The organism is Providencia alcalifaciens, from assembly GCF_915403165.1.
Lineage (GTDB): Bacteria > Pseudomonadota > Gammaproteobacteria > Enterobacterales > Enterobacteriaceae > Providencia > Providencia alcalifaciens_C.
This window is the reverse complement of sequence record NZ_OU659204.1, coordinates 2,603,421-2,627,861: the sequence shown is the minus strand read 5'-3', so window position 1 is coordinate 2,627,861 and position 24,441 is coordinate 2,603,421. Positions and strand designations below refer to the sequence as shown.

At 42.9% G+C, this 24,441-nt stretch carries 22 protein-coding genes; 14 read left to right on the top strand and 8 right to left on the bottom strand.

Going from position 1 to position 24,441, the window contains the following annotated elements:
* Positions 1–11: 11 nt before the first annotated feature.
* Positions 12–1,613: an L-aspartate oxidase gene (gene nadB, locus LDO73_RS12070; protein ID WP_224058085.1), complete on the bottom strand. Its 1,602-nt coding sequence runs from the start codon at positions 1,611–1,613 to the stop codon at positions 12–14.
* 429 nt (positions 1,614–2,042) lie between these two features.
* Between nadB and rpoE the strand changes: the two genes are divergently transcribed.
* The 11 genes from rpoE to acpS all read left to right on the top strand — a co-directional run bounded on the left by rpoE (position 2,043) and on the right by acpS (position 11,820).
* Positions 2,043–2,621, top strand: a complete 579-nt coding sequence (gene rpoE / locus LDO73_RS12065; RefSeq protein ID WP_224058084.1) for an RNA polymerase sigma factor RpoE — start codon at positions 2,043–2,045, stop codon at positions 2,619–2,621.
* A 57-nt stretch (positions 2,622–2,678) separates the two neighbouring features.
* Positions 2,679–3,302, top strand: a complete 624-nt coding sequence (gene rseA / locus LDO73_RS12060; RefSeq protein ID WP_224058083.1) for an anti-sigma-E factor RseA — start codon at positions 2,679–2,681, stop codon at positions 3,300–3,302.
* Entirely contained in the window at positions 3,302–4,252 is a 951-nt protein-coding gene (rseB, locus tag LDO73_RS12055; RefSeq protein ID WP_224058082.1) for a sigma-E factor regulatory protein RseB, read from the top strand. The genes rseA and rseB overlap by 1 nt, the downstream gene beginning before the upstream one ends.
* A 3-nt stretch (positions 4,253–4,255) precedes the next feature.
* Positions 4,256–4,720 (top strand): SoxR-reducing system protein RseC, encoded by a 465-nt coding sequence (rseC, locus tag LDO73_RS12050; RefSeq protein WP_224058081.1) that lies wholly within the window; start codon positions 4,256–4,258, stop codon positions 4,718–4,720.
* Positions 4,721–5,020: 300 nt separating this feature from the next.
* Positions 5,021–6,817, top strand: coding sequence for a translation elongation factor 4 (gene lepA, locus LDO73_RS12045; protein ID WP_224061180.1), 1,797 nt, complete (start codon positions 5,021–5,023; stop codon positions 6,815–6,817).
* Between the two features lie 17 nt (positions 6,818–6,834).
* Complete coding sequence (gene lepB / locus LDO73_RS12040; protein WP_224058080.1) at positions 6,835–7,800, top strand: signal peptidase I; 966 nt, start codon at positions 6,835–6,837, stop codon at positions 7,798–7,800.
* 282 nt (positions 7,801–8,082) lie between these two features.
* Positions 8,083–8,763: a ribonuclease III gene (gene rnc, locus LDO73_RS12035; protein WP_224058079.1), complete on the top strand. Its 681-nt coding sequence runs from the start codon at positions 8,083–8,085 to the stop codon at positions 8,761–8,763.
* Positions 8,760–9,668, top strand: a complete 909-nt coding sequence (gene era, locus LDO73_RS12030) for a GTPase Era (RefSeq protein ID WP_224058078.1) — start codon at positions 8,760–8,762, stop codon at positions 9,666–9,668. Before rnc ends, era begins: the two co-directional genes overlap by 4 nt.
* Before the next feature lie 11 nt (positions 9,669–9,679).
* A complete protein-coding gene (gene recO, locus LDO73_RS12025; protein ID WP_224058077.1) occupies positions 9,680–10,405 on the top strand; it encodes a DNA repair protein RecO in 726 nt (241 codons plus the stop codon).
* Positions 10,406–10,705: 300 nt separating this feature from the next.
* Complete coding sequence (gene pdxJ / locus LDO73_RS12020; RefSeq protein ID WP_224058076.1) at positions 10,706–11,437, top strand: pyridoxine 5'-phosphate synthase; 732 nt, start codon at positions 10,706–10,708, stop codon at positions 11,435–11,437.
* Positions 11,437–11,820: a holo-ACP synthase gene (gene acpS / locus LDO73_RS12015; RefSeq protein ID WP_224058075.1), complete on the top strand. Its 384-nt coding sequence runs from the start codon at positions 11,437–11,439 to the stop codon at positions 11,818–11,820. Before pdxJ ends, acpS begins: the two co-directional genes overlap by 1 nt.
* 164 nt (positions 11,821–11,984) lie before the next feature.
* Here acpS and LDO73_RS12010 read toward each other — a convergent pair whose 3' ends face one another.
* Positions 11,985–12,245: a YfhL family 4Fe-4S dicluster ferredoxin gene (locus LDO73_RS12010; RefSeq protein WP_154602652.1), complete on the bottom strand. Its 261-nt coding sequence runs from the start codon at positions 12,243–12,245 to the stop codon at positions 11,985–11,987.
* A gap of 283 nt (positions 12,246–12,528) precedes the next feature.
* The gene (locus LDO73_RS12005) at positions 12,529–12,978 is read right to left on the bottom strand and encodes an XRE family transcriptional regulator (RefSeq protein ID WP_224058074.1); all 450 of its coding nucleotides are present in this window, start codon (positions 12,976–12,978) and stop codon (positions 12,529–12,531) included.
* Between the two features lie 191 nt (positions 12,979–13,169).
* On the opposite strand from LDO73_RS12005, the gene leuE reads away from it, so the two are divergent.
* The gene (gene leuE / locus LDO73_RS12000; RefSeq protein ID WP_036949445.1) at positions 13,170–13,817 is read left to right on the top strand and encodes a leucine efflux protein LeuE; all 648 of its coding nucleotides are present in this window, start codon (positions 13,170–13,172) and stop codon (positions 13,815–13,817) included.
* Between the two features lie 87 nt (positions 13,818–13,904).
* Positions 13,905–14,417 carry a tRNA adenosine(34) deaminase TadA gene (gene tadA / locus LDO73_RS11995; RefSeq protein ID WP_224058073.1) on the top strand — a complete coding sequence of 171 codons (513 nt, stop codon included), beginning with the start codon at positions 13,905–13,907 and terminating at the stop codon, positions 14,415–14,417.
* Here the strand turns inward: tadA and mltF are convergent.
* Positions 14,414–16,063 (bottom strand): membrane-bound lytic murein transglycosylase MltF, encoded by a 1,650-nt coding sequence (gene mltF / locus LDO73_RS11990; protein WP_224058072.1) that lies wholly within the window; start codon positions 16,061–16,063, stop codon positions 14,414–14,416. The genes tadA and mltF overlap by 4 nt on opposite strands.
* A gap of 268 nt (positions 16,064–16,331) precedes the next feature.
* Here mltF and purL point away from each other — a divergent pair, with 268 nt between their 5' ends.
* Entirely contained in the window at positions 16,332–20,219 is a 3,888-nt protein-coding gene (purL, locus tag LDO73_RS11985) for a phosphoribosylformylglycinamidine synthase (protein ID WP_224058071.1), read from the top strand.
* 99 nt (positions 20,220–20,318) lie between these two features.
* Here purL and LDO73_RS11980 read toward each other — a convergent pair whose 3' ends face one another.
* From LDO73_RS11980 to LDO73_RS11965, 4 genes are all read right to left on the bottom strand, one after another.
* Positions 20,319–20,687 carry a type II toxin-antitoxin system PemK/MazF family toxin gene (locus LDO73_RS11980; protein WP_224058070.1) on the bottom strand — a complete coding sequence of 123 codons (369 nt, stop codon included), beginning with the start codon at positions 20,685–20,687 and terminating at the stop codon, positions 20,319–20,321.
* On the bottom strand, positions 20,687–20,950 hold the full coding sequence (locus LDO73_RS11975) for an AbrB/MazE/SpoVT family DNA-binding domain-containing protein (RefSeq protein ID WP_224058069.1): 264 nt from the start codon (positions 20,948–20,950) through the stop codon (positions 20,687–20,689). Before LDO73_RS11975 ends, LDO73_RS11980 begins: the two co-directional genes overlap by 1 nt.
* 153 nt (positions 20,951–21,103) lie before the next feature.
* Entirely contained in the window at positions 21,104–22,144 is a 1,041-nt protein-coding gene (fbpC, locus tag LDO73_RS11970; RefSeq protein WP_224058068.1) for a ferric ABC transporter ATP-binding protein, read from the bottom strand.
* A gap of 16 nt (positions 22,145–22,160) precedes the next feature.
* Entirely contained in the window at positions 22,161–24,239 is a 2,079-nt protein-coding gene (locus tag LDO73_RS11965) for an ABC transporter permease (protein WP_211886162.1), read from the bottom strand.
* Between the last annotated feature and the right edge of the window lie 202 nt (positions 24,240–24,441).

Below are 24,441 nucleotides of genomic sequence, written 5' to 3'. Positions count from 1 at the left end.
GGCTTTTAATATCATGGAGTTAAAAAGGTTGGGCCAGAATTTGGTAATCGCTCAGGGTAGTCTAAGGTATAGTGCAAACCGCGACTCTCTTTGCGTTCTAAGGCGCAACGTACCATTAATTCTGCAACTTGGACTAAGTTACGCAGTTCCAGTAAGTTGTTGGAGATGCGAAAATTAGCATAGTAATCATTAATTTCCTGCTGAAGTAAGTGAATACGGCGCAAAGCGCGTTCAAGGCGTTTTGTGGTTCTTACGATCCCCATGTAATCCCACATAAATAAGCGTAATTCATGCCAGTTATGCTGAATTACGACTTGTTCGTCAGAGTTATGGACTCGGCTTTCATCCCATTCAGGGAGTGTAGAAACAGCAGGGATCTCGTTGATCGTTTTGAGAATATTTTCTGCGGCAGCCCATCCATAAACAAGGCATTCAAGTAATGAGTTGGACGCCATGCGATTGGCTCCATGTAACCCGGTGTAACTCACTTCACCAATAGCATACAGATTCGGTACATCCGTCATGCCTGTCGGGTCAACAACGACACCGCCGCAGGTATAGTGGGCTGCGGGAACTATCGGGATCGGCTCTTGGGTTAAATCTAAACCTAAGGTGAGCAATTTGGCGTAAATGGTTGGGAAGTGCTGTTGAATAAATTCAGGGGATTTGTGGCTGATGTCCAGATACATGCAGTCTGCCCCGAGGCGTTTCATTTCATGGTCGATAGCTCTGGCGACAATATCCCGCGGTGCTAATTCACAACGTTCGTCATAATCTGGCATGAATCGGCCGCCATCTGGGCGTTTTAAGTAAGCACCTTCACCTCGCAAAGCCTCTGTGAGTAGGAAATTACGTGCTTGAGGATGGAATAAACAGGTTGGATGAAACTGGTTAAATTCCAAATTAGCAACACGACAGCCTGCCCGCCATGCCATGGCAATGCCATCACCGGATGAGATATCGGGGTTGGTGGTGTATTGATAAACCTTAGCAGCCCCACCAGTGGCTAAAACGATGGTTTTTGCTCGGATCGTTTCGACTTGCTCTTTTTGGCGATTCCAAACATAGGCACCGACAATGCGGGAGCGTGCGTTCTTTTGGGTTTTATCTTCGAGGATCAGATCAACTGCATTGTAGCGTTCTTTGATCTGGATATTTGGGTGTTCGAAAGCAAGATTAACCAGAGTGGTTTCAACCTCTTTTCCGGTGGCATCCGCGTGATGCAGAATACGGCGATGGCTGTGTCCGCCTTCTCGGGTGAGGTGATACTGAGTTTCCCCTGTTTCATTGACTTCGGTATCAAATAATACGCCTTGGTCAATCAGCCATTGAACACAATGTTTGGCGTTTGATGCAATGAATTCTACGGCGCTCTTTTTACAGATCCCCGCACCAGCCACGAGTGTGTCATTAACATGGGATTCTATGCTGTCTGTGTCATCGAAAACGGCGGCTATTCCGCCCTGAGCGTAATAAGATGCACCATCACTGAGGGTGCTTTTGCTGAGAATAGTAACTTGATGAAAGGGCGCGAGCCGGAGTGCGGCTGATAATCCTGCGACACCACTTCCAATGATTAAAATATCAGTGTCATGCTGTGTGGATGCGTTCATAAGTGTTTGCGTGTTGTGTTTCTATAGAGAATTTTATGTTAGCCTATCGAGCTGCCTGTGACTATGTATTAATCGCATTTTGAGTTCCCAAAGAACCGTTTTATTTAGCTACACTTTAGTTATTTGGAAAATCATCGTTTATTTGGAAAAAACCATTGGCTACATGATAAGTGCCAATGTAAATGAATAAATTCCACGTAATCATGCCGAGTATATGCCTATTTTGTGTATACTATTGGGTAGTGCTCACAAGGATCAATGGGATCGATTAAGAAACATCGAACTCATTTTTTGAAATTATTTTCGATTATTTTTGGAATAAATTGAACTTCATCAGTTTTTATTACTCGAAGTTAGGCTTGCTTAAGGAAGGGAGAAGATGAACAAGTTAAGTCATTATCAATCTGTGTTCAGGAGATGGTTCCTGGAATGAGCGAGCAGCTGACAGACCAAATATTGGTTGAGAAAGTACAAAAAGGCGATCAACAAGCTTTCAATTTACTGGTGATTAAATACCAGCATAAAGTTGCAAGTCTCGTTTCTCGTTATGTACCGCAAGCGGATGTGCCTGATGTCGCACAAGAGTCGTTTATTAAGGCTTACCGTGCAATCGGTTCGTTTCGTGGCGACAGTGCTTTTTATACTTGGCTTTATCGAATTGCTGTCAACACGGCAAAGAACTACTTAGTCGCGCAAGATAGACGTCCTCCCGCGTCAGATCTGGAAGCGAGCGACGCAGAAAACTTCGAATCAGCCGGCGCATTAAAAGAAATTTCGAACCCAGAGAACTTAATGTTGTCTGAGGAATTAAAGCGAGTTGTTTTCCGTACCATTGAGTCACTGCCAGAAGATCTTCGAATGGCAATCACGCTACGTGAACTTGATGGCTTAAGCTATGAAGAGATAGCCGAGGTGATGGATTGCCCTGTAGGGACAGTTCGATCGCGGATCTTTAGAGCAAGGGAAGCAATTGATGAAAAAGTTCAGCCGTTGATCCAACAGCATTAATGGGTTGGGTCGCGAGTTACCATTTAACTGTGAGCAATTAACTGAAGGTAATTGGGCATGCAAAGAGAGAAACTTTCCGCAATGATGGATGGTGAAGCTCTAGATTTAGAACTTATTAACACCATTTCATGTGATTCAACGTTAAAGCAACGTTGGGAGAGCTATCATCTTGTTCGTGATACTCTGCGTAATGATATAGGCGATGTCATTCATTTTGATATTGCAAGTAAAGTTGCGGCAGCGCTGGAAAATGAAGCGGTGCGAATTAATCCTCAAGCAGTTGTTGAATCACAACCAGAACCAGCCAGCTGGAGTGGTTTCCCGTTTTGGAACAAAATTCGTCCATGGGCTAGCCAAATTACGCAAATCGGTGTGGCTGCATGTGTATCACTCGCTGTAATTGTGGGTGTTCAACAATACAATCAAAGCAATAGCGTCGATTCTACTGTGGATGATCCCGTATTTAATACTGTTCCAGTTGGACGTGGTGCGCCAGTTAGCTTAAATATCTCAGATAGCCAATTGTTTGGTACTGAGCAACAATCTCAGCAAATCGAACAACAAAATCAACGTATCAATGCCATGCTGCAACAGTATGAAATTGAAAGACGTTCAATGCTGAATCAACCGCATCAAGACAGTGATAAAAATACCGCATCAGCAGGGGTTAAACTGCAATAATGAATAAATGGTTATCCGTCTTCTGCCTGACGGGCAGCCTGATTATGTCTAATCAAGCGTCGGCATCATCTACGGATGCCGACGTTCTTTTCAAAGAAATGGGAACGGCTGCCCAGAATCTGTCATATGAAATGTCGTTTATGACATTCAATCCGCAAAATATCGTTCCAGTGCGCTATCGCCACGCAATTATCAATGATGTCCCTATTTCTCAAATGATCCAAATGGATTCATCTCGCCGAGAAATAGTGCAAAATGGCAACCGAATTAGTTATTTTGAACCTGGATTCGATGCGTTTAGCCTGAATGGCGAACATATTATTGATAATTTACCTACGGTACTTTTTGCGGATTACCAAAAAATTCAGCCTTATTATAATTTTATCGATGCCGGTCGCACGCATATTGGTGATAGACCCGCATTAGTCATGCGTATTATTTCAAAAGATAATTCTCGATTTAATTATGTGTTATTAATCGATGAAGAAACTAAATTGCCACTGCGTGTTGATTTACTCGACAACAATAATCAAACACTGGAACAGTTTCGGGTGATTTCCACTGTTTTAGATAGCAAAAATGTACAAGATTCATTGAAGTCTCTCAGTAATGTGAATTTGCCGCCATTATTGGTGTCGCCGAAAAACGAAAATCCATCATTTAAATGGCAGGTGGGAATGTTGCCTCCAGGCTTTGAGGAAGTTTCTCGCTCTACGCGAAAACTGAGCGATGATGACATCATTGAAACGGCGATGTTCAGCGATGGGCTATTTACCTTTTCGGTTAATGTGACAAAAACATCGAAAGGTCCTTTACTTGATCAGCCACTACAAAATGGTCGCCGCACAATTTACACCATGACTCAAAAGCAAAATGTGATTACGATAATAGGAGAGTTACCGCTATCAACATCCCAGTTAATTGCGAGTAGCATTCAGTTTCGGGAGTAAATCATGGTAAAAGAATGGGCAACGGTGGTTAGGTGGCAGAAAGGGCGAGCATTATTGCGTTATGGCTCTTCGGCCGGATGTGGAAGTTGCAGCGCTCGTGCTGCTTGTGGTTCATATGCTTTAAACAAAATAGGGCCTAACACAGAGCACGAATTAGAACTTGAAGTTGAACAGCCATTGGTTGTTGGACAAAAAATTGAAGTGGGTATTCCTGAAGGGAGCTTGCTGCGTTCTGCGATGTTAGTCTATTTAACACCATTGGTTGGATTGTTTTTATTTGCTGCATTGGCTCAATTAGCTGAATTTGAGCAGGTATGGGTCGCATTAGCGGGAATTTCCGGTGGATTTGCTGGCTTTTTCACTGCGCGAAAAATGGCTTCACGTTGGCGAAATAAAATTGATTTCCAGCCTATTGTCTTACAAATAGGACTTCCTCCCGGCGAAATCAGCATTCAAACACATTGTTGAATGCCATTGTCTCACATCATCGCCTGTAGCTAAGCTTTCACGACATAAGCTTTTTACTACAGGCGATTTTGTTTTTAGTCGTTCAAAAATGAAGAAAAACAAAGAAAAATGAAATAAGTAACTCATTCAACTTTGGCTAGTTTACAGTTGTTTTACATTGAATCTTTGTGTTAGTGGGGTCTTGTATGTAAAATGCTGCTAATTAGCAATCTTGTGATAATCATAGCATTTTAGTTTTGTGGCAAAATTTGCTCAAAACTGATTTTGTAAGGCAATTTAAAAGAAGATATTACCTTGAAAATCAAAAACATCAGAAACTTTTCGATCATTGCACATATCGACCACGGAAAATCCACGTTGTCAGATCGTATTATTCAAATCTGTGGTGGCTTAACTGACCGTGAAATGGCGGCTCAGGTTTTAGACTCTATGGATCTGGAACGTGAACGTGGCATTACCATTAAAGCACAGAGCGTAACGCTCGATTATAAAGCTGCGGATGGTGAAACTTACCAACTGAACTTTATCGACACCCCAGGACACGTAGACTTCTCCTATGAAGTTTCTCGTTCATTGGCGGCGTGTGAAGGCGCATTATTAGTTGTGGATGCAGGGCAAGGCGTTGAGGCTCAAACCTTAGCGAACTGCTATACCGCAATTGAAATGGACTTGGAAGTGGTTCCAGTCCTTAACAAGATTGACTTACCAGCCGCTGATCCTGAGCGTGTTGCTGATGAAATTGAAGACATTGTGGGTCTTGATGCCCATGATGCAGTTCGTTGTTCTGCGAAAACCGGTATCGGTGTTCAAGATGTTATCGAACGTTTAGTAAAAGAAATCCCACCACCAGAAGGTGATGGTGATGCGCCGTTACAAGCGCTGATTATCGACTCTTGGTTCGATAACTATTTAGGCGTTGTTTCTCTAATCCGTATTAAAAGCGGAACATTGAAAAAAGGCGACAAAGTTAAAGTGATGAGTACAGGCAATGTGTATAACGCAGATCGCCTCGGTATTTTCACACCAAAACAAGTTGACCGTGATGTGCTTAGCTGTGGTGAAGTAGGCTGGTTAGTGTGTGCGATTAAAGACATCACTGGCGCACCGGTTGGTGATACCTTAACCGGGGCTCGTAATCCAGCAGAGAAGTCATTGCCTGGCTTTAAAAAAGTGAAGCCTCAGGTTTACGCTGGCTTATTCCCTGTGAGTTCAGATGATTATGAAGCCTTCCGTGATGCATTAGGTAAATTAAGCCTGAATGATGCTTCATTATTCTATGAACCAGAAACATCAACAGCATTAGGATTCGGTTTCCGTTGTGGTTTCCTTGGGTTACTGCACATGGAAATCATTCAGGAACGTTTAGAGCGTGAATACGATCTTGACCTGATCACGACCGCACCAACGGTAGTGTATGAAGTGGTGCAAACCAATGGTGAAGTTGTACATGTGGATAGTCCATCCAAGTTACCTGCATTAAACAATATTGAAGAGTTAAGAGAACCAATTGCTGAGTGCCATATGCTGATGCCTAAAGAGTATTTAGGTAACGTTATCACTCTGTGTATTGAAAAACGTGGTGTACAAACCAACATGGTTTACCACGGAAATCAGGTTTCTTTGACCTATGAAATTCCGATGGCAGAAGTGGTTCTTGATTTCTTTGACCGATTGAAATCAACCTCTCGTGGTTATGCATCTTTGGATTACGCATTTAAACGTTTCCAGACATCCGATATGGTGCGTGTTGATGTTCTTATTAATAACGAACGTGTTGATGCATTAGCGCTGATCACTCACCGTGAAAATTCACAGTATCGTGGACGTGAGCTGGTGGAAAAAATGAAAGAGCTTATTCCACGTCAACAGTTTGATATTGCTATCCAAGCTGCGATTGGTAACCACATTATTGCTCGTTCTACAGTGAAACAGCTGCGCAAAAACGTTCTTGCCAAATGTTATGGCGGTGACGTTAGCCGTAAGAAAAAACTGTTACAGAAGCAAAAGGACGGTAAGAAACGTATGAAGCAAGTGGGTAACGTTGAACTCCCACAAGAAGCGTTCCTTGCTATATTGCACGTTGGTAAAGACAGCTAAGTTTACAAGGAGTCTTAATGGCTAACACATTTGCCCTAATCCTCACACTGGCGACACTGGTGACAGGGATTATTTGGTGCTTAGATAAATTTAAGTTTGCGCCAGCACGTAAAGCGAAACTTAAAAAATTGCGGGAAGTAACAAACGGCTCAATGAACGAAGATGAACTCGCGAAAGCGGTTCGTCGTCCGTCGTGGCTGGAAACAGGAACCTCAATTTTTCCTGTGTTAGCCATTGTTTTGGTTGTTCGTTCGTTTATTTATGAGCCGTTCCAAATTCCATCAGGTTCGATGATGCCAACACTCTTAGTTGGTGATTTTATGCTGGTTGAGAAGTTTTCTTATGGATTGAAAGATCCAATTACTCAAACAACATTAATCGAAACGGGTAAACCAAATCGTGGAGATATCGCGGTATTTAAATATCCGAAAGAGCCAAATGTAGACTTCGTGAAACGTGTTATTGGTTTGCCGGGTGATAAAATCATTTATAACCCAGAAGCGAAAGAGCTGACGATTTACCCTAACTGTGCAGACAATAAATGCACAGAGAAATTGCCGGTTACTTATGGCCCATTAGAGCCAAGTGAATGGACAATGGTATTTGAAAATAGCTCTGTGGTTGATAATCAATATGGTAATTATCAAATCCCAGTAGACCAAGCGTTACCGAATAACTCACTGCGCCAATATGGTCGAAGTGAGAAATTAGATACTGTTACGCACCAAATTTTGACAATTAATAACTACATTACTCAATCAAAATATATACAACCAGGTTTACCACTTAATGAGTGGATTGTGCCTGAGAAACACTATTTTATGATGGGTGATAATAGAGACAACAGCTCTGATAGCCGTATGTGGGGCTTTGTTCCTGAGCAGAATTTGGTTGGTCGTGCGGTGTTTATCTGGTTAAGTTTAGATAAACAAGAGAACGAATGGCCTACAGGTATTCGCTTTAGCCGAATTGGTCCTCTATAATTCATTTCAGACAATGCGGGTTTTCATGAGAAAACTCGCATTATCATAAGCATTATTATTTTACCCAGTGTACAATAATGTTGTTTTAAACATTATTGACTTCCTAATTATTAACTATCCTCGTTAAATTTCGATAATTCATAAAAGTTATTTTTTGAATATCAATTGCTTATGGGTGATGGTCAGCGGAAGTCAGTGCAAACGCAACAGTTTTGTAAAATAGCTGATTTTACAGGTTTGTTGCGTGTGCTTTTTTATTAAACGTAGAATGGTTGGGCGCACATGAACCCCTCTTTGTTAGAAAAATTACAGCGTAAGCTTGGATATACATTCCAGCAAAATGATTTATTAATTCAGGCATTAACTCACAGAAGTGCTAGCAGCAAACATAATGAAAGACTGGAATTTTTGGGTGATTCAATTCTCAGTTTTGTGATTGCTAACGATCTCTATCATCGTTTTCCTAAGGTGGATGAAGGTGATATGAGCCGTATGCGCGCAACGTTAGTGCGTGGAAATACACTGGCTGAAATTGCCCGTGAATTTGAACTCGGTGAATGTTTACGTTTAGGGCCGGGTGAATTAAAAAGTGGCGGTTTCCGCCGAGAATCAATCTTAGCTGATACCGTTGAAGCCTTAATTGGTGGGATTTTCCTCGATAGTAATATTCAAACTATCGAAGAGATCATTCTGGCATGGTACAAAGTAAGGTTGGATGAAATTAGTCCGGGTGATAAACAAAAAGACCCGAAAACGCGGCTACAAGAATATCTGCAAGGGCGTCATCTTCCACTACCAAACTATTTAGTGGTGCATGTGAAAGGTGAAGCTCATGATCAAGAATTTACGATCCATTGCCAAGTGAGCGGCATTGAAGAGCCGATTCACGGGATAGGTTCAAGCCGTCGTAAAGCGGAGCAAGCCGCAGCAGAACAAGCATTGAAAATCTTGGAGATTGAATGAGTGAATTACAATCCCACTGTGGTTTTGTTGCCATAGTTGGACGACCAAATGTTGGGAAATCAACACTGTTAAACCAGTTACTGGGGCAAAAAGTTTCGATCACATCGAGAAAGCCGCAGACAACTCGCCACCGTATTATGGGGATCCATACAGAAGATAATTACCAAATTATCTATGTTGACACCCCAGGTCTTCACATTGAAGAAAAAAGGGCGATTAACCGTTTGATGAACCGCGCAGCATCTAGCTCTATTGGTGATGTTGAATTGGTTATTTTTGTGGTTGAAGGTACCCACTGGACACCTGATGATGAAATGGTGCTGAACAAGCTATCTAGCTTGCGTTGCCCAGTCATTTTGGCGATCAACAAAATTGATAATGTAGCGGATAAAACCAGCTTACTACCACACATCGGTATGATCAGCCAAAAAATGAATTTCTTGGATGTCGTACCAATTAGTGCAGAAAAAGGCACTGGCGTTGATACCATCGCGAAGATTGTGAAACAGCATATACCTGAAGCTATTCACCACTTTCCTGAAGACTATATTACAGACCGCTCTCAGCGTTTTATGGCCTCTGAAATTATCCGTGAAAAACTGATGCGTTTCTTAGGTGACGAGTTACCTTACTCTGTGACTGTTGAAATTGAACAGTTTAAAGAGATGGATAAAGGCGGCTACCATATCAACGGTCTGATCTTAGTTGAGCGTGAAGGCCAGAAAAAAATGGTTATCGGCAATAAAGGTAGCAAGCTGAAAACCATTGGTACAGAAGCCCGTATTGATATGGAGCGTCTGTTCGAAACTAAAGTTCACTTAGAACTTTGGGTTAAAGTTAAATCCGGTTGGGCAGATGATGAAAGAGCGCTGCGCAGTCTGGGCTATGTTGACGATTTAAAATAATCGGTGACACCGTGAGTGGTTGGCAACGCGCGTTTGTGCTCCATTCCCGTCCTTACAGTGAAACAAGTCTATTAATTGACTTTTTCACGGAAGGGGAAGGTAAAATTCGTTTGCTAGCAAAGGGTGCGAGACGCAACCGCTCACCATTAAGAGGCTGTTTACAGCCTTTTACACCTTTGTTGATCCGTTGGAGTGGCAAAGGTGAAATCAAAACCCTCATCAATGCTGATCCCGTCTCTCTTGCTCTCCCTCTCAGTGGCACTGTTTTATATAGCGGTTTATACCTTAATGAACTTACCGCTCGGGTTATTGAGTTCGGTACACCTTATTCATCTCTATTTTTTGACTATCTCAATTGCTTGCAAGTTTTAGCAGGAAGTGAACGCACGCCTGAATCTGCTTTACGCCAGTTTGAGCTTGCTTTGCTGTCTTATCTTGGTTACGGCGTAGATTTTTTACATTGTGCGGGCAGTGGTGAGCCAGTTTCAGAGACTATGACTTACCGTTACCGTGAAGAAAAAGGATTTATTGGCAGCCTAGTTGTTGACCAACTCACGTTCACGGGTAAGCAACTAAGAGCGTTAGCCGATCGCGAATTCCCAGATGCCGACACCTTAAAAGCCGCTAAACGGTTTACTCGCATGGCACTGAAACCTTACCTAGGCGGTAAACCCCTTAAAAGCCGCGAACTTTTCAGGCAATTTATTATCCCTTCTCAGAACATGGCTAAGTCATAACAATAGATTTTGTTCTATGACGCTATTTTTTCTATTTGTTATAACTATAAGTCTTTTTAACGACAATTTGTCGTAACTACAGTCTGTTTTAACTGTATAACAGCAGGCTACCTAGCCAAAACTTTCGCTTTATTGATTTTCTTCGAGGCGCTTCCCAAAAAATGAATGTAATTGATGAAATATTATTATCAGTTTGGAATCGGTGAGGAAGAATGAGAGATTTTTTCCCCCAATCCCATAAATTGCAGTAGGATATGGCAGACAAGAAATAAGTGACTGTTTATTCATAGGGAGTTAAACATGGCTGAGCTGTTATTGGGCGTTAACATTGACCACATTGCAACTGTTAGAAATGCAAGAGGAACACAATATCCTGATCCTGTTCAAGCGGCATTTGTTGCTGAGCAAGCAGGGGCCGACGGGATCACTATCCACTTACGTGAAGATCGCCGTCATATTACCGATAGAGACGTTGAACTGCTCAACCAAACCATTCAAACGCGTATGAACCTTGAAATGGCGGTCACGGAAGAGATGATTGACATTGCTTGTCGCATTAAGCCGACTTATTGCTGCTTAGTTCCCGAAAAACGTGAAGAAGTGACCACTGAAGGTGGGCTTGATGTTGCAGGGCAAAAACAAAAAGTCGCATCCGCAGTAAAACGGCTGAACGAAGCGGGTATTTTGGTCTCTTTATTTATCGATGCGGATCATGAACAAATTGATGCTGCTCAAGAGTGTGGGGCACCATTTATTGAAATTCACACAGGCGCATATGCGGATGCCAAAACTGAACAAGAGCAAGAGCTTGAATTCCGCCGTATTCGTGATGGTGTAAGCTATGCAGCGGGTAAAGGCATTAAAGTGAATGCGGGTCATGGGCTGACTTACCATAATGTTCAACGTATCGCAGCACTGCCTGAAATTTATGAGCTGAATATCGGGCACGCGATTATTGGCCGAGCACTGTTTAGCGGTTTAGCTCAAGCTGTGTCCGACATGAAAAACTTACTTATAGAAGCGCGTAAATAATGGCCATTGTAGGTTTAGGTACAGATATTGTTGAGATTACGCGTATTGAATCTGTTATCGAGCGCTCCGCAGATAGCTTAGCGAAGCGTATTTTAACAGAACATGAATATTCGCAATATCAGCAACAAACTAAGCCTGCGCGTTTTCTTGCTAAGCGATTTGCAGTGAAAGAAGCCGCGGCTAAGGCATTAGGTACTGGGATCCGTAATGGCTTGGCTTTTAATCAGTTTGAAGTTACAAACGATGAGCTAGGCAAACCGTTACTTTCCCTGAGCGGTGAAGCGTTAAAACTAGCCAATAATTTAAAAGCCACGCATTTTCATGTTTCGATTACTGATGAACGGCACTATGCGGCTGCAACGGTGATTATTGAAAGCCTGTAGGCATTATTGATTGCCGACTTATTTTTGGTCGGCAATGTTTCAATGAAATAGTGTGTTAATGAAATAGTACTTCAACGGATGGGTGTTTTTAGTAAAACAAAAATTGAATAACGCAGAACTCAGCCATCGCCGCTTTAACATACTTGTTCAGTGTGTTTGTGAAATTAGATTTTATCGGCGTGATGGATCATGACAAATTTATCCCAAAGTTGCTCTTGGGACTCGACATGTTCAGGGTCTGTAATAATCGTATTAGTAATGGGACAAACTGACTGGCAAGTGGGTTTATCATAGTGCCCAACACATTCAGTACACAGGTTAGAATCTATTTCATAGATTTCTGATCCCATGAAAATTGCATCATTTGGGCATTCGGGCTCACACATATCGCAGTTAATGCATTTTTTAGTAATTAATAGTGCCATTTCAATTAGTTATATTAGATTCAAACCAGTAGTATACGTTTTCGAACGCCATTTTACACTGAAGTAAATCAATTAGACACTGAATTATGAATGAGTGAAAGGAGATGCTCAGCGAAAAAATGATGAGGACAGGCAGAATAATCAAGAGCTTTAAGTGTTACTCAAAGTGGATAGCCTGCGAATAAAATGGAACTAAAAATATAAAAATGGTTTATTTTGATAAATAAAATAAGAGCTTAATTTAAGCTCTTATTGAGTAAAATAATTAATAGAAAATATTAAATTAATAATTAATTAAGTTATAGATATACCAGTTCTTAGTTTTATCAGATTGCGTATAGAAGCACAGTACGCCATTAATGATGAAGAAGGTCGCTGACTTTATAGAATCTTCAACGTTAAACTCCTCAGAATACATTAGCACGATGCTGGCATTATCAGCGATTTGATAGACATCGATTACTTTTTCATCGAGATTATAACCGTACAGATATTGCTTGTTTTGAGTAGGGTCGTAGAAAGCTTGAATATTTTGCAGGTAGGTTTTTAATTTACCTTTTTGTACAACGACAGTAGGTTCGATTTTTCCTGCGTCTGTCATGTTGTAGATCATGTAAGATTTATCTTTTGAATGTCCTAAGAAGTAATTTTTCTTAGCAGCGCTGAATGCGAGCGTTGTTGGGTAAAACTCTTCAAAGATGTTTGTTTGCACGGTTCTTCTAATAAAAGCCATGTTTATTCCTCTTATTTAAATTATGAAAACTTAAGTGCGGGTTAATCATATTTAATGAAAGAGATTTTAAAAATAATGTTAATTATTAGTTTGTTTTATATATTCAAATGATTTAAAAATTAATAAAAGTAGAATATTCACAATGGATCCCAACTGTGATAGTAATAAGAAAAAATAATTAGGAAGTGGTTATGTTTGAAAACCTAGGGGTATTGAATTTTTGGACTTACTTAGCGGGATTGGTGCTTATCATTATTGTTCCCGGTCCAAACTCATTGTATGTATTAAAATCAAGTACTTCACATGGGACTAAAGCGGGATATCGCGCCGCAATCGGTGTTTTTACTGGCGATGCAATACTGATTTTTCTTTCATTTATTGGTGTTGCCTCGGTGATCAAAGCCTCTCCAACACTGTTCACCATCGTAAGATACTTAGGGGCTGCTTATCTTTTGTACTTAGGGTGTAAAATCCTATATGCAACCTTTTGGCAGAAAAAATCGTTATCAGCAGGGGTAGAGCAGATTGAAGTAAGAAAAGAGAATTACTTTACTCGAGCTTTGGTGCTTAGCTTAACGAACCCGAAAGCGATTTTGTTCTATATCTCGTTCTTTATTCAATTTATCGACTTCAATTATAGCCATGCTTGGGTGCCGTACATGGTATTAGCGGTTATCTTAGAAACGGTTAGTTTTTTGTATCTAAGCTTATTGATATTCAGTGGTTACTTGATAGCCCGATTTTTACGGGAAAAGCAGATTTTGGCGAAACTGGGAAATTGCACTGTCGGTGCATTTTTTATGGGGTTCGCTGCTAAACTTGCCATTTTTAGCAATTAGTTATTGATTAATATCAGATTCAATTTGCAGTCACTTTAACATTTCGTAATAATCAACTTTTCGAGTGTGGATGGATGAGAGGCTAGAGTGACGCAATTAGAAATCGATGAGTATTGGATGGCTCAAGCCCTTGAGCTAGCAAAAAAAGCCCAAGATGCTGGCGAAATTCCTGTCGGTGCGTTACTGGTCAAAGATAACCAACTAGTGGCAGAAGGTTGGAACCACGCCATTGAAAATCACGACCCTACCGCCCATGCCGAAATTGTTACCTTGCAGAAAGCGGGCTCCGCGCTACAGAATTACCGTTTATTAGACACGACACTGTATGTCACTTTAGAACCTTGCATTATGTGTGCAGGGGCGATGATCCATAGCCGCATCGGTCGGGTCGTGTATGGTGCGAAAGATTTTAAAACGGGAGCATGTGGCTCCTTCATTAATATCATGTCGCAGCCAGGTTTAAACCACTATGTTGAAGTGACGAGTGGTGTACTTGAAGAAACTTGCTCATCCATGCTCAGCGAATTTTTTAGAATGCGCAGAGCACAAATTAAAGAGCAGAGACGCCAAGAAAAACAAGCTCAAAACCCCGAGAGCTAATCATCAACTGGTGGTTCTCCTTGTAGGGCTACGCCATTATCAATGGCGCTCGAACGTGTTGGTTTTGCCAGAATATATTTCCCTAGGGAGTGATTTGGCGCACGCGTATTTTCACTGGCATAAAACACACCTAAATTTGCTGAGGCTTTTGGCGTGATTTCCAATTTTGCAGGTATCGCATCAGGCATCACATAGGATGATAGTTGCGTTTCATTATTTGGTACTACGACATAAACAAGTGATTTTTTTGCAATATCCATTGTTTTCTGTTTTTTCTCCTGACTCCGTAAATAGCCAGCCAAACTTTGATGATAGCGACGAATATTTTCAACATAGCGGTAAGCTTCGTGTCCACGAGCATAACCATAAGTCAGTTGAGAATAGTATTTTGGCTGCGTTAACAGGGGCAAATTCGCTTTAACATCAAGCCAGCGGTCAGGATCTCCACCCAGTTTTTTGGTCAATTTTCGCACGTCCAGCATATGCCCATAGCCCATATTATAGGCAGCAAGGGTAAACCAAATACGATCATCTTCAGCGATAGAGTCGGGTAAGCGTTTCATGATATAGGCTAAATACGCAGCTCCACCTTTGATACTTCCTTCAGGGTCTAATCTATCTTCAATTCCCATCGTTGCCGCAGTTGGCTTGGTAAGCATCATTATCCCACGAACGCCAGTAGGGTAGGTTGCGAGGGGATCCCAGTGGGACTCTTGCCAAGCGATAGCGGCCAGTAATTTCCAATCGACAGTTTCGGCGTACTTTTCAAATAAATGCTGATAATCAGGTAATTTATTGTTAATAGCGCTAATAAATGTAATCGTATCAAAATAATCAAAAGATTCGACGTGACTAAAATATTTCTCGGTTAAGCGGGCGAGTGAGTCATTTTGATTACTGGTATTAAAGAAATCGAGTAGCGCAGCATCTAAGCTATTGTCATGCTGGCGGCTCATATACCATGTGATGGCATGGTCATCACGTAAGTCAAACGCGACAGCGACTTTCGGGTGAATACGTTGTTGTAAAGAGACCGCGATAGAATCCTCAAGGGTATAGTCTATTTCACCTTCTGCGACCATTTCTAATAACTGGCTTGGGGTATAATCGCTACTCTCCTCCCACTTTAGTTTAGGGTATTGGGCTGACAGTGCTTTTAACGTGCTAGCGTGAGTACTCCCAGCGATAACGACCAATTTCCCTTTCACATCATTGAAGGTTTTTGGCCGAGGTTTCCCTTTACGATAAACCAATTGCTGAGTCACGTTTAAATAGCTTGGACCAGCTTTCATCGTATCTAAACGGTCTTTGTTATACAGCAATCCCGCCATAGAAATATCAGCATCATTATTGTCGAGATCATCAAAAATTTGCTCGATAGTGGGGCGGATAATGATTTTTAGTTTAACACCTAGGTACGTGGCAAAGCCTTGGGCAAGGTCGTAGTCGAAGCCACATAGCTGATGTTGCTCATTAATATAGATAAGTGGTGAATTTACTGCGCTAATACGTAACTCCCCTCGAGAGATAATTTTATCGATTTGGGGGGAGGGCGTATTTGGCCATCGGACATTGAAGCCAATGATCATGGTGGCAAGTAAGGCAATGACCACGATAATAAAATAGTTAACTTTTAGGTTATTCAAATAATTATTTCTCGTGCAGGAACGGGTGTTGTGCGCTTAATAAAAACTGTTTAATCATGGTTATAAATCCAGTGGTTTCGTATTTTGCTCTAACAATGATGATTGGTGCAACTAATATTATCGTATTTCGCACATATTAATATTTAACTAATCGCTCTATTTTTAGTCACGCAAACGGTTTCGTATTGATGAACATTGCTTTATAATGGACGCCGGTTTCCCTGCTTTCGTGATCAGGGCTGGCGTTTAAAAGAGAGAATTTAAGACTATGGAAATTTTGCGTGGCTCACCGGCACTATCAGCATTTCGTATTACCCGCCTTTTGGCGCTGTTTGCTGAAAAACAGCTCCCTGTAACGGATATCTATGCTGAATATATGCATTTTGCTGAGCTATCAGCCCCATTAAGTGGCAGTGAGCAAGGTAAACTGAATAGTTTGTTAAAATATGGTCCTTCTCTGGCAGAGCATGAGCCATTTGGAAAACTGATTTTAGTCACCCCGCGCCCAGGAACCATCTCTCCTTGGTCTTCTAAAGCAACAGATATCGCGCATAACTGTGGCTTAACACAGGTTAAACGTATTGAACGCGGCGTTGCCTATTATATTCAAGCCGATTCCCTGACAAGCGAGCAGTGGAGTCTGGTCATCAGCCTGTTACATGACCGCATGATGGAGACGGTGTTTGCCTCTTTTGAACAAGCTGAGGCGTTATTTGTTCAGCAACAGCCTGCCCCAATGAAAGTAATTGATATCATCACAGGTGGACGCCAAGCACTAGATACGGCTAATAAAGAGATGGGTTTAGCGTTAGCTGACGATGAAATTGACTATCTATTAGAGGCATTCACAGGGTTAAAACGTAACCCAACGGATGTTGAGCTGTATATGTTTGCGCAAGCAAACTCAGAACATTGCCGCCATAAAATTTTCAATGCGGATTGGATTATTGACGGGGAAACACAGCCAAAATCCCTATTTAAAATGATCAAAAATACCTTCGAAAAAACGCCAGATCACGTTCTGTCTGCCTATAAAGATAATGCGGCGGTAATGGAAGGCTCTTCAGTGGGTCGTTTCTTCCCTGAACCGGATGGACGTACTTATCGTTACCATCAAGAAGATGCTCATATTTTGATGAAGGTGGAAACCCACAACCACCCAACGGCAATCTCTCCATGGCCGGGGGCTGCAACCGGTTCTGGTGGTGAAATTCGTGATGAAGGCGCAACGGGCCGTGGTGCAAAACCAAAAGCAGGTTTGGTTGGTTTCTCCGTTTCAAACTTACGTATTCCAGGTTTTGAACAACCGTGGGAAGAAGATTTCGGTAAGCCTGAGCGTATTGTGACCGCACTCGATATTATGACCGAAGGCCCTTTAGGCGGAGCGGCATTTAACAACGAATTTGGTCGTCCCGCTTTATTAGGTTATTTCCGTACCTATGAAGAGAAAGTGAATAGTCACAACGGCGAAGAATTACGCGGTTACCATAAGCCAATTATGTTAGCGGGCGGTATTGGTAACATCCGTGCGGATCACGTTCAAAAAGGCGAAATTACTGTTGGCGCTAAGCTCATCGTTCTGGGTGGCCCTTCGATGAATATCGGTCTAGGGGGCGGAGCTGCATCATCCATGACATCTGGTCAATCTGCGGCTGACCTTGATTTTGCTTCTGTTCAACGTGATAACGCAGAAATGGAGCGTCGTTGCCAAGAAGTGATCGACAAATGCTGGCAGCTAGGTGATAAAAATCCAATTCTGTTTATCCATGATGTTGGCGCGGGTGGTTTATCCAACGCAATGCCTGAATTGGTGAGCGATGGCGGTCGTGGTGGTCGTTTTGAACTGCGTAAAATTCTTAATGATGAACCGGGAATGAGCCCACTGGAAGTGTGGTGTAACGAATCTCAAGAGCGCTATGTGATGGCAGTTGCTCCAGAACAACTCGCATTATTCACTGAAATTTGTGAGCGTGAACGCGCGCCATTTGCCGTGATCGGTGAAGCAACGGAAGAACGTCATTTAACCCTTAATGATGAGCATTTTGATAACCAGCCTATCGATATGCCACTGGATGTATTGCTAGGCAAAACGCCAAAAATGCTGCGTGATGTGACGACACTGAAAGCCGAGCCTGAATCACTGGATAGAACCGCCATCGATTTAACTGAAGCCGTCAAGCGTGTTCTGCATTTACCGGCCGTTGCGGAGAAAACGTTCTTAATCACTATCGGTGACCGTACTGTGACGGGAATGGTTGCTCGTGACCAAATGGTTGGCCCATGGCAGATCCCAGTCGCTGACTGCGCGGTGACAACCGCAAGCTTGGATAGCTATTATGGTGAATCAATGTCTATTGGCGAAAGAACGCCAGTGGCACTGTTGGATTTTGCCGCTTCTGCGCGTATGGCCGTGGGTGAAGCACTAACCAACTTAGCATGCTCTTATGTACAAGACCTTAAGCGCGTGAAGCTATCTGCTAACTGGATGTCTGCGGCGGGTCACCCAGGGGAAGACGCGGGTCTGTACGAAGCGGTTAAAGCAGTCGGTGAAGAGTTGTGTCCAGCATTAGGTCTGACAATCCCAGTGGGTAAAGACTCGATGTCAATGAAGACTCGCTGGCAGCAAAATGGTGAAGAGCGTGAAATGACTTCACCATTGTCATTGATTATTACGGCGTTTGGTCGCGTTGAAGATGTTCGTCTAACAGTTACACCAGAACTGAAAACCACGGCAGATAACGGCTTGTTATTAATCGACCTTGGTCAAGGTCACAATGCGCTTGGTGGCTCTGCACTGGCGCAAGTTTACCGTCAGTTAGGTAATAAAGCGCCAGATGTCCGTGATCCAGCGTTGTTGTTAGGCTTCTTTAATACCATCCAAAAACTGTTATCTGAGCAAAAATTACTGGCTTATCATGACCGTTCCGATGGCGGGCTGTTTGTCACATTAGTGGAGATGGCATTTGCGGGTCACTGCGGTATTAATGTGGATATTAGCTCATTTGATGAAGACACCTTAGCGGCGTTGTTTAATGAAGAGCTGGGTGCAGTGATCCAAATCCAAGGTGCGGATCGTCAATATGTAGAGCAATGTTTTGCCGACGCGGGCTTAGCAGGCTGTGTTCACTATCTTGGTTCTGCAACTCATGACGACGCGGTGATCATTAATAGCCGTGATACAGTCGTTTACAATGGTTCCCGTAGTGCTCTGCGTGAGTGCTGGGCTGAAACCACATGGCAGATGCAGCGCTTACGTGATAACGAAGAGTGCGCAGACCAAGAGCATGACGCGAAGAAAGACAATCAAGACCCAGGTCTGAATGTGAAACTGACTTACGATATCGCAGAGGATATCGCTGCGCCGTATATCGCGTCTGGTGTGCGCCCTAAAGTGGCTGTACTGCGTGAGCAAGGGGTTAACTCCCACGTTGAAATGGCGGCGGCATGGGATCGTGCAGGTTTTGATGCTATCGACGTTCACATGAGTGATTTACTGGCGGGCAACTTGTCTCTTGAACAGTTCCAAGCGCTAGTGGCATGCGGTGGTTTCTCATACGGTGACGTATTAGGCGCTGGTGAAGGTTGGGCGAAGTCCATTCTGTTCAATAACCGTGTTCGTGATGAGTTTGCTAGCTTCTTCAATCGCCCAGACACCTTATCATTAGGGGTGTGTAATGGTTGTCAGATGATGTCTAACTTGCATGACTTGATTCCGGGTGCCGAGTATTGGCCGCGTTTTGTCCGTAACCGTTCAGAGCGTTTTGAAGCACGCTTTAGCTTAGTGGAAATTGCAAATAGCCCATCATTACTGCTGCAAGATATGGCGGGTTCACGCATGCCGATTGCGGTTTCTCACGGTGAAGGCCAAGTAGAAACTCGTGCACCAGCTCATTTAACGCAGTTAGAAAATAACGCGCTGGTGGCAATGCGTTTTGTGAATAACTACGGTCAAGTGACTGAGCAATACCCAGCGAACCCGAACGGTTCTGTGAATGGGATTACGGCAGTAACATCAACGGATGGTCGCACGACTATCATGATGCCGCACCCTGAGCGTGTATTCCGTACTGTGAGCAACTCTTGGCACCCAGAAAACTGGGGTGAAGATAGCCCATGGATGCGCATTTTCCGTAATGCACGTAAGCAATTAGGCTAAGATGAAAACACCTGTTTTAATTTAGCGCTAAAAACTAAACACCCTATAGGTCGGTTGATTTATAGGGTGTTTTTTCGATTCATCAAAAATGGTAAAAATTCAAATTTGAGGGTCAATGATATCAATAATATTGCTGAGAACCTCTTCGAAAATATCTTCATTGAGTGTTGCTGAGTAAGTGGCTTTTCTGGCTATTAGATCTAACGAGCGGAGTTGATAACATAAGATACAGCCAGTAATGTTACCTGTATCTGTACTTGAACCATCTAAGTAAACAGTGACATTTTGAGTTCTGGCGCGGCTCCCTCCACTTGTAATAGGAACACAAATTGACGTACCAAGTGCGGTGTTGATTTGTGCATCTGTAACCACTAAATAGTAGTGGGGTCCCTTGAATTCCTTGCCTGCGACTGGATCGCCATTAATGTGCCAAATCTGGCCTTTGTGAGGCCTTTTTGCTTTTACCATTAAATAATCTCATTTCCCTGTGGGTCAGAATCATCGACTTCACTGTTTAATAACTTAATCTCTTCTTTAGCAATACCGGATAGTAGCTCATTAATAGATTTTCTTCCTCTAGCCACGCGTTTGACCGGTTTTATGCAAATGGATTCTCCAACAGCATCAATATTTAATTTCATACCGACGACCCATCCAGCCATATTGGCGACTTCAATTGGGATAGTTAAAACAACAGCTCCGCCTTGCTGCCTTAATTTGGTTGTTGACATATATAAGCCTCGCATATCTATTAGGTGTAACTTAGTTACACTATAGCAAAGAGTGATACAAAGTCACACAAAATTGTCGTTTTTTTATTCTGCTATTCATAAAAAAACCGCCCAACTGGGCGGCTGAAATAACAAGTCTAAAACAGAAATTTTTTACTCTAAAATAAACATCCCGTATGGGTGAATTTGCAAATAAAGATCTTCACCCACAGACGGTTGCAATTGAGTTGCGTTGATCTGTAATAGCATAGATTGACCGTGCCAATCTACCGTGACCTCATATTGCGGCCCCATATAGGCCACATGCGTGATAGTACAGCGTTGGCTCTCTTCACCTTGTTTGCTTAATGTGATGGCTTCAGGGCGAACACCGACAGTGACTTGAGCTTTATCTGTCGCAAACTGCGCAGGGCGCGGTAAACGGTAATTAAAGATTTCAACAGTATCAGTGCTGAGGGTTGCAGGGAAAATGTTCGCATCCCCCATAAAGCTCGCCATAAATTTAGATGCCGGCTGGCGGTACAGCTCTTGCGGTGAGCCTAACTGCATGATTTTACCCTTGTTCATCACCAGAACCATATCTGAAACTGCAAAAGCTTCGCTCTGATCGTGGGTCACGTACAGTGAGGTAATATTAAATTGCTGTTGCAGTTCACGGATTTTTTCACGCATGCTGCGGCGTAAGTTGGCATCCAAGTTACTTAATGGCTCATCAAATAACAGCACTTTCGGTTTTAAAATCAAGGCTCGTGCTAGTGCAACACGCTGTTGTTGCCCACCGGAAATTTGGTCAACGAAACGGTCTGCAAAGCCCGCTAAGTCCACCAGCTCCAGCGCTTCTTCTACACGTTTTTTGATTTCAGCCTTCGGCAAGCCAAGCATTTTCAAACCATAGCCAACGTTATCCCCTAACGACATATGCGGGAAGAGGGCATAGGATTGGAATACCATACAAATATCGCGCTGTTGAATAGAGCGGTCGGTGACATCTTCGCCATCGATAAACATGCGCCCTTCAGTTGGCTTCTCTAAACCTGCGACTAAGCGCAGTACGGTGGTTTTACCACAACCAGATGGTCCTAATAGGGTGACCATGCTCCCTTGTGGGATGGAAAGGCTTAAATCGTCAATGACCGTATTGTCGCCAAAGCGCTTAGTTATATTTTTTAATTCAACGAAACTTTTCTGTGTCATGTCAGTGACTCCATGATTACTGTGCATTTTTGGCTTTGGAACGTGAAACACGGGCTTCGCCAATTAAATAGTCAAATAAGAAGATAATCGCGAGCATGACCACGATCAGAATAGAACCGTAAGCAATCGCCACACCGTATTCACCATCTTCAACGCGGTTCAAGATATACGCTGTCGCAACACGGGTGTCTGGCGTTACCAAGAACACAATGGCGCTTACGGTGGTGATAGCACGGACAAAACTGTAGATCAGCGCCGATAAAATCGCTGGACGTAATAATGGCAGCAGGATGTGGAAAATTGTCCGCATTGAACCTGCACGCAAGCTGAGGGAGGCCTCATCTAACGACTTATCAATTTGGCCTAATCCCGCGATACCCGCACGAATACCTACCGGTACGTTACGCATGGTCATGGAGATAATTACAATCGCCGCCGTCCCTGTTAAATAGAACGGTGTGTCGTTAAAGGCGAGGATGTAAGAAACCCCAGCCACGGTGCCTGGTACGGCAAAGCACAACATGGTGGTAAATTCGATGGTTTTCTTACCACGGAAATCTTGGCGAACCACAATATACGCGATAAGCAAACCTAAAATCGCGGTGATTGGCGCAGCGATACCCGCATATAACAAGGTGTCTAACAGCGACGGCCATGCACCATCATCAAAACCTTGGCCAAATAATTTGATGAAATTGTCGAGGGTTAATGTGTAATCCACACCCCAGTTCACAGTGAAGCTTCCGTAGAAGATGCTGCCGTACAGTAAGACGTTAAACGCGACCCAAATACCGAGAATTGTTGTTACCGTTGCAACAAGGGAAACTGGCAGCGGTTGAACATCGCCACGGTAAGATTTACCGGAAACGGTGACGTAAGAGCGTTTACCAATCCACATGTATTGCACACAGAAAACCAGCAATGAGAAGACAAGTAAGGAAGCACCTAACGTACTGGCCGCTTGGTAATCAAGCTGGGAACCTGTGATATAGAAATAGATTTGTGTCGCCAGAACGTCGAAGTTACCCCCTAATACTAACGGGTTACTGAAGTCGGCAAGGGATTGCACAATCACGATTAAGAAGGCGTTAGCCAGTGCAGGTTTCAACAGTGGCATAAACACGTTGAAGAACGTCTGGTAGCGGTTAGCGCGTAAGGTATATGACGCTTCTTCTAGTGATGGATGGATGGTTTTAATCGCGCCATCGAGGATCATAAAGGACATTGGGGTGAAGGCGAGAACCTGTGCTAACCAAATACCGGTAAAGCCGTATAGCCAGTTGGTATTTTCTAGGCCCATATAGGTGGCTAAAAATTCAGTAATATAGCCTGAGCGACCCATCATTAAGGTGACACCTAAACCGACAACAAACGGCGGGGTCACAATGGGTAAAATTGAGAATACGCGACCAATAATCGCAGAGCGCTTAGCAATTCGGGTGGTGTAAATTGCGAGGATTAAACCAAAGAAGGTACAGCCAACACCCACTGCTAATGAGAGGAATATGGAGTTGATAATCACCTGAACAATATGTGACTGGGTTAAAATAGCCACAAATGCAAATGGTGCAAAATCTCCGTTCCCATCAGTAAACATCGGAATAAAAATTGCCACACTGGGAAAGACGATAAATAGCGCAATCAGTGCGACGACGGTGATAAGGGAGCCAATAACAAATTGGTCGCCACCCAGCCACTCTAGACGTGTCAGGGCGTGGGTCATTATCATACCAAGGGCGATAAATAAGGTAATGGCGGAATAGCCTAATCCTTTACCCTCTAGATAAGCAGTAATAATCACGAGCACTGCCGTGATAGCGGCAACAGCGATATCAAGATAGTGACGGGATTTTTGATTACGATCGGCTGGCGTGATAGGTCTTAACAGTAAAATAGAAGGCAATAAATACCATAGCCAACTAATATTGACACTGCTCCAGCCATACGCAGCTAAGATCTCATCTTGAGTTGAGTCGAATAAGCCGTAGTCGAGGCTCCATGAGGGTAGCAGAGCGAAGCCCAGCCAAGCTATCAGAATCCAAAGGAAGATACTGTCCTTTTTCTTCGAGGCTGTTAGGGTTAAGGTCTGAGGCATTGTTTTTCCCCTAAGTTTATTATTATTGAGTTAATTAACCATTAAATTAATATCATGATTTATAACGAAAATAATTTTAAACCTAATTAATATTATCGTTCTAATGAGTGAGCCAAACTGGAGCCGTCTGCGTAGCGCAGACACTCTTTTATTTAGCATCATTTTTTATAGTAAGTAGCTAATACACTAAATCGCGAAGCTC

Bases quoted from the DNA above. Each gene is read 5' to 3' on its own strand.
- nadB (WP_224058085.1), bottom strand. From the start codon at position 1,613: ATGAACGCATCCACACAGCATGACACTGATATTTTAATCATTGGAAGT.
- rpoE (WP_224058084.1), top strand. From the start codon at position 2,043: ATGAGCGAGCAGCTGACAGACCAAATATTGGTTGAGAAAGTACAAAAA.
- rseA (WP_224058083.1), top strand. From the start codon at position 2,679: ATGCAAAGAGAGAAACTTTCCGCAATGATGGATGGTGAAGCTCTAGAT.
- rseB (WP_224058082.1), top strand. From the start codon at position 3,302: ATGAATAAATGGTTATCCGTCTTCTGCCTGACGGGCAGCCTGATTATG.
- rseC (WP_224058081.1), top strand. From the start codon at position 4,256: ATGGTAAAAGAATGGGCAACGGTGGTTAGGTGGCAGAAAGGGCGAGCA.
- lepB (WP_224058080.1), top strand. From the start codon at position 6,835: ATGGCTAACACATTTGCCCTAATCCTCACACTGGCGACACTGGTGACA.
- rnc (WP_224058079.1), top strand. From the start codon at position 8,083: ATGAACCCCTCTTTGTTAGAAAAATTACAGCGTAAGCTTGGATATACA.
- era (WP_224058078.1), top strand. From the start codon at position 8,760: ATGAGTGAATTACAATCCCACTGTGGTTTTGTTGCCATAGTTGGACGA.
- pdxJ (WP_224058076.1), top strand. From the start codon at position 10,706: ATGGCTGAGCTGTTATTGGGCGTTAACATTGACCACATTGCAACTGTT.
- acpS (WP_224058075.1), top strand. From the start codon at position 11,437: ATGGCCATTGTAGGTTTAGGTACAGATATTGTTGAGATTACGCGTATT.
- LDO73_RS12010 (WP_154602652.1), bottom strand. From the start codon at position 12,245: ATGGCACTATTAATTACTAAAAAATGCATTAACTGCGATATGTGTGAG.
- LDO73_RS12005 (WP_224058074.1), bottom strand. From the start codon at position 12,978: ATGGCTTTTATTAGAAGAACCGTGCAAACAAACATCTTTGAAGAGTTT.
- leuE (WP_036949445.1), top strand. From the start codon at position 13,170: ATGTTTGAAAACCTAGGGGTATTGAATTTTTGGACTTACTTAGCGGGA.
- purL (WP_224058071.1), top strand. From the start codon at position 16,332: ATGGAAATTTTGCGTGGCTCACCGGCACTATCAGCATTTCGTATTACC.
- LDO73_RS11980 (WP_224058070.1), bottom strand. From the start codon at position 20,687: ATGGTAAAAGCAAAAAGGCCTCACAAAGGCCAGATTTGGCACATTAAT.
- LDO73_RS11975 (WP_224058069.1), bottom strand. From the start codon at position 20,950: ATGTCAACAACCAAATTAAGGCAGCAAGGCGGAGCTGTTGTTTTAACT.
- fbpC (WP_224058068.1), bottom strand. From the start codon at position 22,144: ATGACACAGAAAAGTTTCGTTGAATTAAAAAATATAACTAAGCGCTTT.
- LDO73_RS11965 (WP_211886162.1), bottom strand. From the start codon at position 24,239: ATGCCTCAGACCTTAACCCTAACAGCCTCGAAGAAAAAGGACAGTATC.